8 protein-coding genes are annotated in these 12,160 nt (G+C 32.6%); all 8 read right to left on the reverse strand.

Features of this window, described 5'->3' with window-relative positions:
* Positions 1–285: 285 nt before the first annotated feature.
* The gene (locus BUE22_RS21970; RefSeq protein WP_073398125.1) at positions 286–1,434 is read right to left on the reverse strand and encodes a cytochrome-c peroxidase; all 1,149 of its coding nucleotides are present in this window, start codon (positions 1,432–1,434) and stop codon (positions 286–288) included.
* An 82-nt stretch (positions 1,435–1,516) separates the two neighbouring features.
* Positions 1,517–2,980, reverse strand: a complete 1,464-nt coding sequence (locus tag BUE22_RS21975) for a hypothetical protein (RefSeq protein WP_073398126.1) — start codon at positions 2,978–2,980, stop codon at positions 1,517–1,519.
* Positions 2,967–4,445, reverse strand: coding sequence for a RagB/SusD family nutrient uptake outer membrane protein (locus tag BUE22_RS21980; RefSeq protein ID WP_243396840.1), 1,479 nt, complete (start codon positions 4,443–4,445; stop codon positions 2,967–2,969). Before BUE22_RS21980 ends, BUE22_RS21975 begins: the two co-directional genes overlap by 14 nt.
* Before the next feature lie 4 nt (positions 4,446–4,449).
* Positions 4,450–7,776, reverse strand: coding sequence for a SusC/RagA family TonB-linked outer membrane protein (locus tag BUE22_RS21985; protein WP_243396839.1), 3,327 nt, complete (start codon positions 7,774–7,776; stop codon positions 4,450–4,452).
* A gap of 42 nt (positions 7,777–7,818) precedes the next feature.
* The gene (locus BUE22_RS21990; RefSeq protein ID WP_073398128.1) at positions 7,819–8,922 is read right to left on the reverse strand and encodes a FecR family protein; all 1,104 of its coding nucleotides are present in this window, start codon (positions 8,920–8,922) and stop codon (positions 7,819–7,821) included.
* 67 nt (positions 8,923–8,989) lie between these two features.
* Positions 8,990–9,589, reverse strand: a complete 600-nt coding sequence (locus BUE22_RS21995) for an RNA polymerase sigma-70 factor (protein WP_073398129.1) — start codon at positions 9,587–9,589, stop codon at positions 8,990–8,992.
* 342 nt (positions 9,590–9,931) lie between these two features.
* Positions 9,932–10,573, reverse strand: coding sequence for a hypothetical protein (locus BUE22_RS22000; RefSeq protein ID WP_073398130.1), 642 nt, complete (start codon positions 10,571–10,573; stop codon positions 9,932–9,934).
* A gap of 239 nt (positions 10,574–10,812) precedes the next feature.
* A complete protein-coding gene (locus BUE22_RS22005; RefSeq protein WP_073398131.1) occupies positions 10,813–12,159 on the reverse strand; it encodes a DUF3526 domain-containing protein in 1,347 nt (448 codons plus the stop codon).
* Position 12,160 lies beyond the last annotated feature (1 nt).

The raw sequence follows: 12,160 nt of genomic DNA on the forward strand, positions 1-12,160 counted from the left end.
TTAAGAACGATTTCTCAGTTTTTAAAAATTTGGTTTGTATTACAAATAAAACAATTTCTTCTTAAAACTTTACAAGCGTATTCCTTTTTTTGTAAATATATTTGTACTTGAATAGAAGGAAAACCATCAATAATAATGCATTTTTTTTCGAATGTGTCTTGATTGTATTAAAACAAAATATATTTTTTAATTAACTGGTTATTAATAAAAAAGCCCGTTTCATATAAATGAAACGAGCTTTAAAATTGTGGAACTTTGGGGCGCATTCACAATTTATCAAATAATTTATTTTGGCATTATTGGCGTCATAATACGTCTGGTTGGTGTGCTTAATGTTTCTATAAAAGCCAGTAAATCGCTGATTTCTTCTTTGTTTAAGTTTAATTTTTTAAGCATCGGATCTACTTTTGGAATCAGGGAATCTCTTGCCGTTCCCAGATATTTCTTTTGAACAGGAGAGGGATTTCCTCCATTATACAATTCAACAACATCTAATAGAGACGGAAAATGTCCGTGATGCATCCAGGGTTTTGTGTTCGCGACTTCGCGAAGTGTTGGCGTTCTGAATTTGCCAATATCTTTTACATCTTTGGTCACATTATATCTTCCGAAATCTTCATTTTTGGTTCCGAATAAAGTCTGACCATCATTATGAAATTGATTATCACTAAAATAAGGCGTATTGTGGCAATTGATGCATTGCGCTTTGGTTCTGAACAAATGCAATCCTTTTACCTGAGCATCTGTAAATGCTTCAGATTTTCCGCTAATGAAATTGTCAAATTTACTTTTCGGACTATTAATAGATCTTTCAAAAGTAGCAATGGCATATTGAATTCTTTGCAGGTTCACTGTTTTGTCTCCAAAAGCATCTGTAAAAAGAGAATTGTATCCTTTAATTTTCGCAATTTTATCTACGGCAATAGTTAGTTTTTCATTCATTTCCAATGGATCTCCAATCGGGAATTGTGCCTGATCTTCTAAACTTTTCGCACGGCCATCCCAAAATAAAGTTTTGGCATACGCCGAATTTAAAATCGTCATCGAATTTCGTTTTCCCGTTTGGCGATCATGACCAAAAGAACGCGTTAAATTATCTGTCCAGCCCAATTCCGGATTGTGGCACGACGCGCAGGCAATTTGTCCACTCAAAGACAATCTCGGATCAAAAAACAATATTTTCCCCAACGCTTCTTTCTCTTTCGAATACGGATTATAATCCGGATAAGGAACTGCAGGCAAAACACCAATATCCTCAAATTTAGATTTATCGATACTTTCGTGTAATTCTGCTGCAGGCCATTTCGAAGCATCTCCGTTGGAATACAGTTTTCTTAATTCTGTAATATCGATATAATCTGGCTGTTCAACGCTTTTATAAGCTGTTAAACTTAGGAGAAGGGCGATAGGTATTATTAAGGTTTTTAATTTCATATTTATTTTTTGTTTCAAGTTTCAGGTTTCAAGTTGCGGCAGAACGTGAAACCTGAAACTTGAAACTTTTTTAATTTAAAACTTAAAGCGTAACTTCTTTAGGGCAAGCGTCGTTTATTGGGTCTATTTTTGGATATGTTTTGTTGTTATACATTTTATATTGTGTAGAAACCGTTCCTCCAAAAAGTTCGTCATTGGTTAGTTTTAACTCAAAAGAAATTTCAAACAAACCGGTACTAATTTCTTTGTAAGTTCCTTCACCAGCTATAGCAATAACATGAGATACTTTAGTAGTTCCAATCGTTATATATTGTGGAATAACAAGTACTTTACCATCAGTTTTACTGTTTCCATTTGTTGGAAAAAATTCAAGAGCCGAAGTAATATTAAATCCGGGAGAATATTGCGCTGCAGTACTTTCGTTAGAGAAAAATCTTTTTAACCCAAATGAATTTGTTGTGTTTGTTCCGGTTACAACATTAAATCCAATTATAAAAGCGTCATGATAGACATCATCAGCCGTATTTGTTGTACCCTTATCACTATATAAAATAGCATTTTCGTTGTCTTTTGTTACTACTAAAGGAAACGTAAAGGCATTAAAAGTCTGCCAGGCACATGTACCGCTTTTATCAAACCAATGCTCGCCGTAAGTCAGGTAAAACTGATTTGATAAATCATAAAATTTAGATGCCGGATTGGCCTGAACATCTCTTGGTGATTTAATTGGTTTTATAATTTGTAAAATAGTATTTCCGGTAGCGGTGTAATTTGTTGTATTGTTTAAAGTAATATCAGTTACATAACGAACATCATCATTTTGAATATCTTCTAAAAGCGTTAAATGATATGTAATTGAGCTTCTGTCATCCCCAAAATCATCGTGTGTTAAAGAATATTCAAAACCATTAAGAAATGTAAATGTATCAAGATTTTCAATTTCAGATGGTAAGAATCCATTTGGGAAATTGATTTTAAAATCTACTGTTTCTCCGGCAACTCCTTTAATATTAATTCGGTTTACAGGAAAAGTATAAGTCGTGCTTATTTCTCCCAAATTTACTGTAAATACGTCATTTACCGCAGATGTATTCAAATTACCAATGTGAATTGCCGGATCTGAAGTTTCTTGAAGTTTTAGTGTAATACTTTGATTTGGCTGCCATCTTTTATCAAAAGAAAGAAAAAGGGTATCAGTAAGTTTTGTTCCTTCAAATAATAATTTATCAACAGGATTTAAAGTAAAATCATCTTCACTTCCGGTTGTTGTTACACTAAAAGAAGCTTCTACAGCATTTTTTAAATTTGTAGAGGTTAGTGTTACTGGTATTTTTAAAGTTTTTACAGATTTATTATCGTATGTACTGGCAGGTACTAATGAAGTATTTATTGCTGGATATTCTAACGGAATACCAGTGCTTGTAGTCTGGAAATTAAACCTGATAAAGGGATCTATGTTTTTAGAATCTAATTTGTAATCATCTTTTGAACATGAAGCAAATAACGTTAAAACGATACTTACAGCTATAATTTTAATATGATTCATTTTGTTTTAAGTTTGGGTTAACGATAATAGTGCTTCGTGGTATTGGCAATACAAATTTTGGCGACGGATAGGTTAAACTGCAATTAAGAGATATGCAGCCATCATTACGGGAAATATCTTTTTTATTTCTGGCAATATCAAAAAAGAGATGACCTTCAAAACACAATTCTTTTCTTCGCTCAAGAAACAATGCCTCTTTCAAATCTTCAGTCTCTGTTAATTCACTTGCATTTGCCCGGGTTCTTATGGTATTAATATCTTTTTTTGCCTGATCGGTATTGTCTAGTTCCAATGCTGCTTCGGCACGAATTAAATATTGTTCGCTCAATCTAAAAGCAATGTATCCCGGATTTCCCTGAAATTTTTTAGTAAAATAATAATTTTGTTTGATTTGTTGATTGTTGACCAATGTTGATAATGGCTTTTCTAAAAACAATTGTTTTCTAATATCTGCTGTTTCATACAAACTTAATAAGTCTTGTGATGCGACATAATTGGAGTAACTGGCATCGCTGGTATAACCAAAATAGGAAGATAATGATCCACTGGCTGTTCCGTCTGAACCTTTTGGAATCGAAAATTCTAATAAAATTTCTGAAACAGGAAGATCAGGTTGTTCCCATTGCGCAATATAATCAGCAGAATTCATTAAGCTTACGCCAGAATTTTCAATTACATCATTTGCAGTTTCATAAGCATTTTTCCAGTCTTTTTTAGACAAATAAACTCTTGCCAAAAGAGCTTTTGTATTTTTAGTATTAAAAAAGGAATAAACCGGACCTTGCAAAAGTGAACTGTCAGAATAAAGGTTTAAAGCTGTTGTTATATCCTTAATGATTAAGGAATAAGTGTTTGCAGCAGTTTCTCTCGAAGGATATTGAATTCCTTCGGTAATAGATTTTGTATTATACACAATTCCCAAATGTGATGCATCATCAGTATAACCATAATTTTGACTGTATATTTCACTCAATAAAAAGTGCACATATGCTCTTGCTGTTAAAGCTTCGGCTTTTATCTGGTTTTTTTCAGCTTCAGTGGCGTCTGTTAAAGCATCTGTAAATTCTAAAATTAAATTGGCCTGATTGATAATATCATAACTATCGCCATAAAAAATTGAGAAGTTAGACTCATCAGCAATATCTCCAAAAGAATACAGGTTTTTAATGTTAGTCGGAATAGTAAATTGTCCTTGAGAACCATTTGTTAATGATGGACTAAATTTTAAGTTTCCTCCCTGCAAATCTGCATAAACAGCAAAACGTTCCCCTCTAACATCAGTTTCAAGATCGCCGTATATACCATTTAAAGCCTGTAAAACACCTTGTTTTGTTTTTAATTGCTCAGTAATTGAAATTTGAGTTCCAGGTTCCTGTTCTAAAAAATCACTACAGCTTTGCAGCAAACAAATTGCTGCCAAAAGCATAAGAAACTTAAACCTCTTTATATTTTTGAAGTATTTCATCTTTTTAAAATTTAGTATTAATTCCACACGAAATAGTTCTGGCTTGTGGATAAGTGTAATTAAATTCTCTAATGCCATTCATCCCGGAAGGACTTTTTTCTTTGTACCAGTAAAGCACATTAGAAACATCAGCAAAAAGAGTTAATGTATCAAGAAAAGTGTTTTTTAAAGGAACATTATAGCTCAGGTTAATATTGCTTATTTTAATGTACGAAGCATCATAAACATATTTACTCATGTTAGAAATTATGGTATTATCTCCAGGAGAAGGCTGTGAAACTATATCTCCTTGGTTTTTCCAATAATCATAAGCGTTGACAGACATATTTCTGTTTGACGAAGTTCTGTATTTTGCTACTATTTCTTCTGAAACCAATTTATCTCCACCCCATTGAAAAGCACCATTAATTGATAAAGTAATTTGATTGTTTAATGAAAAAGAATTGCTGAAACCACCAAAAGCTTTTGGCTGTAAATCTCCAATTGGCACCCAGTCGGCCTCGCTAAATGTTCTTGCATAAGTTGTAGAATCATACAGCTGTCCATCTTTTTTAATAAGATCTCTGCCTGTTGCAGGATCAATTCCTACCCAGTTTACACCCCAAATTGTAGTGGTACTGTAACCGGTTTTTTGTGCAAGTGCAAGATTTGCGATAGAATAGTTGCTTCCTAAACCAACTAACTCGGTTACTTTATTGTCTACAGTTGATATATTAAATGCTGATGTCCACTTAAATTTACCTTTTTGAAACCATTTAATTCGCGTTGAAAATTCGAAACCTTTATTATACATGCTTGAAGCATTTAATTGTACCGTTCCATATCCTGTTTCAGTTGGGATATTTCTACTTGTAATCAAATCTTGTAAGTCGTCATAATAATATTCTAATGATAATTCAACCGTATTAAATACATTAAAATCGATTCCTGTATTAAATTTTAGATTTTTTTCCCAGCTTAGATTTCCGTTTGGTGCCGCACTTGGATTAGCTTCAAGATATCCGTTATATCCATTTTGCGAAAGCGTATAAAGTCCTTTTGAGCGATAAGAACCTATTCGGGAATTTCCTGTAGAGCCATAACTAATTTTAAGTTTTAATAAATCTATCCATGAACTTGATTTTAAAAAATCTTCGTTGCTTGTAATCCAGGCCAAACCTGCGCCGCTGTTGTAAGCAACGTTGGTATCATCTCCAAAAACAGAACTTTCGTCGCGTCTAAAATTGACTAAAGCGTAATATTTCTTTTTATAATTGTAATTGATTTGTGTAAATAAAGAAACCCTTGAATTATTGCTAAAATCAGATCCTCTAACTTGTCTTGCTGTTGTTTCATCAACCAATGGAGTTGTGGTGTCATCATCCTGAATGGCATCTTCAACTCTGTTAATTACATTTGGATTTGAAAAACCGGAAGCCGATGCATAATCAAAATTGGTTTTTTCTTCAGAAAGTTCAAAACCAATTACGCCATCGATACCATGATTTGGATTGATTTGTTTATTATATAGCATTTGCCCTTGCCAGTTCCATTTGGTTGAGTTTCGGTTATTAAAAAGGCGTCTTCCCCAGTTTGGATAAGTAGTGCCATTTAAAATAAAAGATCCGTTATTTTGCCCGCTTTCGTTTTCGCCAGAGAACCAGCGATCCTGAACTTTATCAACATAATCCATTCCGAATAAAGTCGAAAATTTTATGTTTTTATTTAGCTCATAAGCTACATTCAAACTTCCTAAAAGTCCACGTGATTCAGTCTCATTTTTGTTTTGCTCAATTGCAGCCAACGGATTTCCTCCTGTATTACCACCGGATACACCTAAATTAGCATAAGTTCCATCAGCATTGTATAGAGATATAGTGGGCAAATAAGCAAAATCATAATAAATGTTTGGAGCATCTTTTTTAATATAACTAGGATTAAGCGATAAATTAATATCCCATTTTGATGCACGATAGCCTAAGTTTATCCCTCCATTAAGCTGTTTTGTAGTATTTCCTACTTGTGGTTCATCAATATTTAAATAAGAAATATTGGTTCGGTAAGAGAATTTTGAAGTGGCTCCTGAAACATTAAAATTATACTTATTATAAATGCCAGATCTGTTTAATAAACCAAACCAATCTGTATCAACTCCGTTATAAGCAACAGGAACATAACCGGAAGTTGTATTTTTTAAATACTGATTTCTTACTTCTGTATATTGTTCTCCGTTTAAATATTTAATTTGATTTATAGCTGATGAAATACCAAGCTGATTGGAGAAACCAAATTTAGCTTTTCCTAATTTTCCTTTTTTGGTTGTAATCAAAATTACACCATTTGCACCATCGGCACCATAAATACCAACAGCTGCGGCATCTTTTAAAACAGTGAAATTTTCGATATTATCAGGCGAAATCATTGCCAATGGATTTGATAATCCTTCTGCGAGTCTTCCTCCGTCAAAATATTGGCTGTCAATTCCAGTTTGTTCACTCATAATTACACCATCAACTATAATTAAAGGTTGAGTAGATGTCCCCAAAATGGAATTACTTAACGATTTCAAACTTCCCTGACCACGAATATTTATTTTTACAGGACCACCAACTCCAGAAGTGTTTTCAATTAAAACTCCCGCAATTTGTCCTTCCAGCATTTTATCAACGCTTTCTGAGGCTTGCTGCACCGGAATATCTTTCGCAGTTATTGTCGAAATACTCCCCACAATTTCCTCCTTCAGTTTTGTAGTTCCGTAAGATGACGTAATCACAACAGGATTTAATTCGTCTACAGATTCTTCAAGATAAAACACAAAATCTTTCTTGTTTTCTGCCTTTTGAGATTGTGGAATCATTCCTAAAAAAGCAACTTCCAGAACAAGATTATTGATGTTATTTCCTTTTAGCTGATAAACAAATTTTCCATTAAAATCGGTTACAGCACCCATTCCAGTTCCTTTTATGCGAATTGTGGCACCCGGAAGAGGCAGTTTGTCTTTGGCGCTGTAAACAGTTCCAGTAATGAATCTTTCTGTTTCCTGCGATGAATTATCTGTAGAAACAGGAGCAGAGCTAGTTAGTAAAACCTGTTTATTCTGAACGTAAAATGAAATATTTTTTCCTTTAAACAATTGTGTCAAAACAGTTTCTAAAGTTGCATTATCTACATCAATAGACGCTTTTTGATCAGCATCGATTTTACGGGCATTAAAAATAATTCTGAAATTACTTTGCTCTTCGATAGCTTTTATAATTACAGTTAAAGGCTGCTCTTTTGCATGTAAAGTAATCGTTTTAGTCTGGGAAAAACCTTTAAAACCAGATATGAACAGAGCTAGGAAAAATAGCATTTTCCTTAAATTGGGTATCGTAAATGTCATGTTTTTAGTTAATTATGGAATATTGGTAATAGTAATAGTATTTTCTTTTATTGCGTAATTAAATGGAGTGTCGCGTTTTAGCAATTCTAAAATATTCTCGACGCTCGACTCACTAATTTTTATAGAACCGGTAAAATTCTGTCTGGCCAAATCAGAATTTTCGTTGATGATTTTCACATCATAAGTGCGCTCTATAATTTTTGCAATGGTTGAAAATGGGGTATCTTTAAAAGCAATATCGCCTTTTGTCCAGGCGGCATAAATGCTTGTGTCTACGAATTTGGTTGTAATTTTTTTCGAATTGTTTTGCCATGTTGCCATTTGGTTTGGCATCAATAAAACAGCATTTGATTTGTTTTCTACTTCTGCCATTTGAATACTTCCTTCGATCAAAGTGCTATTTACTGTTGGGTTTTCAGGATAAGCGCTTACGTTGAATTTTGTTCCCAAAACTTCAACTTCAACTTTGTTTGCGTGCACAATAAAAGGATGGGTTTTGTCTTTGGCAACTTCAAAAAAAGCTTCACCGGTCAGGTAAACATTTCTTTTTCCGTTTACACCAAATTGCTCCGGATATTTAAAAGTAGTTCCTGAATTTAAACTAACAACCGTTCCGTCTGAAAGTTGTAGTTTGAATCTTTTTCCGTACGGAACTTTAAGTGTATTATACACGACTTCCTGATCCTGAACTTTTCCGAAGTAAATAATTTGATTTGGAAATTTTTTGGCAATCAAATCTCCTTTGTCATTTACTACTTTCGATTGGTTATTTGAAGTAATTAACTCTGAACTTCCGTCTGCAAGTTCTAACACAATTTCTTTTAAAGATGCTGTTTTTTGACTATAATTAAAAGCCAGTTTTGCTAATCCGAAAAGGACTAAAAATACAGCAGCAAATTTTAAGCAGGTTGTTAGTTTGTTTTTCTTTTTGATTGAAATTACTGGAATAGCTTCACTCGAAAAACCTTCAGACAACGAAGTTATTGCCCAGGTCTTTTTTAAATTTATAAACTGTTTTTTATTTTCTTCTGAAGCATCGATCCATTCAAAAAGAGTTTGAATTTCCTGTTCCGAAGCTTCGTTCGATAAATATTTATGAAGTATTTCTGAAATCATTTTTTGGTTTTTAATCTTTTGGTTTTAGTAAGTACACTTCAGAAATAAAAAACCCTACCTTTTATTTTTAATTATTACAAATAAGAATAAAAAGTAAAAATAAATAATCAGATAATTTTGTTTTTAAAATCTTCAAAGCCTTTGTCATATGGGCTTCTACAGCTTTTAAGGTCACTTGCATTTCTTCTGCTATTTCTGCATTTTTTTTGTTCTCGAATCGTTTTTTTATAAAAACTTCTCGGGTTTTTGGAGGAAGTTCGTTGATCGATTCGTGAATAATGCGTTCTAATTCGGTTAATTCTAAAGTGTCAAATTGTATCGAATTTAAGACTTCGATATCCAGTTCTCTTTCTTTCTGATTTAATACATCGCTTTTAAATTTATCCTTCACTTTATTATGACGAATCATATTCAAACATTTCGATTTGGCGTAGGTATATAAAAAAGATTGTATTCCGTTTATAGAATCAACACTTTCCTTGTTTTGCCATAAATAAAGCAAAGCTTCCTGAGCCAGATTTTCTGCTTCATCTTTATCATAAACAAACTGAACACAAAAAGCCTGAATCCTGTTGAAGTATTTTTCGTAAAAATAAGTAAATGCAGCCTGATCTCCTTCTTTAAAAGATTCAAAAAGATTAAGTTCAAAACTGTTATTATCAATCATCGAAACGGATTTCTGTTTTTGGAAAAGCAATATAAGTAATTTCTAAAAACTACTCGATTTTGCTCAGATTCCGGCAAATATAAAATATTATTTATACTAATTCTAAATAAAATTAAAATAAAGAATGTTTCCCGAAAAATTATTCAGAATAAGTGTAAAAAGTTAACCGGAATGTTTTTTTACCGCAAAGCACGCAAAGATTTTTTGGATAAGCGGTTTTTAATAAAACATAAGTTCGCAAAGCTTTGTGTAAGCTTTGCGAACTCTATAGCTAAAATTACCACAAAGCTTTGCATAAACTTTGTGTAACTCTTTGCGAACTTTGCGGTTAAAAACACGCAGCTAATTTACAATCAAATCGATATCTTGAGATAATCCTGTATCGATTTCGCCTTTAGTTCTGTTTGTCATTGTATACGGAGAAAGTCTGCCGTTTTTAATGATTTCTTCTTTCGAATAAACTAAATCGTAATACATAATCAGATCGTCAGGATTTGTTGGTACAGTAGTATTTTTTTTATTCACCGGAATATCCTGATAATAGTATCTCGACTTTTTTAAATCTGGATATTTACTTATTAAATAGTCATTTATGATGTATGTTGCACCATCAACTTTGTATAAATCTTCTGTGAGTATTCCGGTAATCGTGAGATTTTGAATGTTTTGTTTTAAGTTTTTATAAGCTTCTTTTGTAGTCGAAAAATCAGATTGCAAAAGATTATTTTTATCTGATAATTTTCTGATCACCGAAAGTCTTACCAAATCGCCGTTTATTTCAATTACTTTAAAAGCAAAATAATAGTTCTGCATGCTTTGGCTTCCGTTTGAGCCTCTTTTTTTGCTAAAAATAAAACTGCCCAATTGTAGTTTATGTTCCGGACTATTAATTGCTTTTTTCCATGCATAAGGTCTGTAAACGAATTGTTTAAGAACGTAGAAAACCGCAATAACAAGTAAGCTTATTAATATTATTTTTTTCATTTATCGTTGGGGTATATTTTACCGCAAAGTACGCAAAGTTTTTTTATCGCAAAGAGCGCAAGGTTTTATTAAAAGCTGTTCTATTAATCGCGCAAAGCCGCAAAGAAAATAAACTTTGCGGCTTTGCGACTTTGCGCGAAATAAATTATCAAAGCTTTGTACAATCTTTGCGAATCTCTGTGGAAACCTTTGTGAATCTCTGTGGTAAAACTCACCATAAAGCTTAGCGTACTTTGCGGTTAAAAAACGTTACGCTTAAAATTTCGCCATCCAAAACCAATCAGCAATAAATTGAAAAGGAGTAAAGGAACAAAAGACTTCGTAAAACTGATTGTCGATTCGTCACTAAAAGTTTCAACCTTAAATTTAGACCAGTTTTCTTTTTCTACCGGAGCATTATCAAATATCTTCGGATAAAAATACAATCGCATTTTTTCATGAAATTCTTTCGTTTTTTGCATAAACAAAAGTTGATTTCCTAAATCAGATTTTGCAATTTCATTTAACTGAATTTGTGTGTGCAAAGTCGGAATAAATTGTGCAATTGTCTGGCTTGCGTGATTTCTTTGAGTCAACTTGGTTTCTAATTCTTTTGACTGAATTGCCGATTCGTCGTCACCCATTTGCTGCATTGCATAATACCAAAGCCAGCTAAATTCCTTATCAGGCAAAGTATAACTTTTAAATTGAGGATAATGTTTATAGAATTTATCAAGCGTTGTCTGCTTATCCATATCCCATTTTTCATGATAGGCATTTCGTTGTTTCAATGTAAGTTCCAAAGCTTCGGGAACCGGATATTTATTTACTATATAAGTATTAATTGTTGCCGGTAAAATAATAATCAGAAACAGCCAAATTGTTAACAAAATAACCGCATTAAAATTTGAATTCTTTTGCAATGAAACAATAAAAAAGCAAACCGAAAACCAAAAAAGAATGTACAAAATACTTAGAATGTAAAATGTAAAAAGTGATTTGTTAAATGGAATATTCAGTATAAAAATGGCAATGAAAGTTACAATCGTTAATAATGCAATTAAACTTAAAATCCGGATATAAAATAGTTTAAGAATATATAAAAATGTATTATCAGTTTGTGTTGCCACAATTTTCCAGGTTCCGCTTTCTTTTTCTTCAGAAACAATATTATAGGTAAAAGCGATTATTAAAAGAGGAAAAAGATAAACGAGAACAAAACTAAAATCAATGTTTCCTAACAAAAGATTACTCGGATTATTTAATTCCGAATCATATTTCTGACCTTCCAAACCGCGAATTGTAACACTTTGAATAGACGGATTTACGTCTCGCTGTCCAATTGCCAGACTGTTTATCGGAAACGTTTTATTGACTAGCGAAAACTTGACATAATAGAGCAGAAGCCCAATTTCGGCTTTATGAAAAGCAGCATTTCGCGCAATATGCTCTTTTTGATATTCTGCAGCTTCGGCAATATTTTTAGTTTGTTTTTCCTGAAATTGTTTTCCAATTAAAAGGCTTATAAATCCGATAAGAAATAGAAACAATAATCCAATTTTTGTTCCTTTCGATCGAATGAAATTTTTAAATAGTAATGCTAACATA

The sequence above is a fragment of the Flavobacterium pectinovorum genome, from assembly GCF_900142715.1.
Classification (GTDB): domain Bacteria; phylum Bacteroidota; class Bacteroidia; order Flavobacteriales; family Flavobacteriaceae; genus Flavobacterium; species Flavobacterium pectinovorum.

Bases quoted from the DNA above. Each gene is read 5' to 3' on its own strand.
- BUE22_RS21970 (WP_073398125.1), bottom strand. From the start codon at position 1,434: ATGAAATTAAAAACCTTAATAATACCTATCGCCCTTCTCCTAAGTTTA.
- BUE22_RS21975 (WP_073398126.1), bottom strand. From the start codon at position 2,980: ATGAATCATATTAAAATTATAGCTGTAAGTATCGTTTTAACGTTATTT.
- BUE22_RS21980 (WP_243396840.1), bottom strand. From the start codon at position 4,445: ATGAAATACTTCAAAAATATAAAGAGGTTTAAGTTTCTTATGCTTTTG.
- BUE22_RS21985 (WP_243396839.1), bottom strand. From the start codon at position 7,776: ATGCTATTTTTCCTAGCTCTGTTCATATCTGGTTTTAAAGGTTTTTCC.
- BUE22_RS21990 (WP_073398128.1), bottom strand. From the start codon at position 8,922: ATGATTTCAGAAATACTTCATAAATATTTATCGAACGAAGCTTCGGAA.
- BUE22_RS21995 (WP_073398129.1), bottom strand. From the start codon at position 9,589: ATGATTGATAATAACAGTTTTGAACTTAATCTTTTTGAATCTTTTAAA.
- BUE22_RS22000 (WP_073398130.1), bottom strand. From the start codon at position 10,573: ATGAAAAAAATAATATTAATAAGCTTACTTGTTATTGCGGTTTTCTAC.
- BUE22_RS22005 (WP_073398131.1), bottom strand. From the start codon at position 12,159: ATGTTAGCATTACTATTTAAAAATTTCATTCGATCGAAAGGAACAAAA.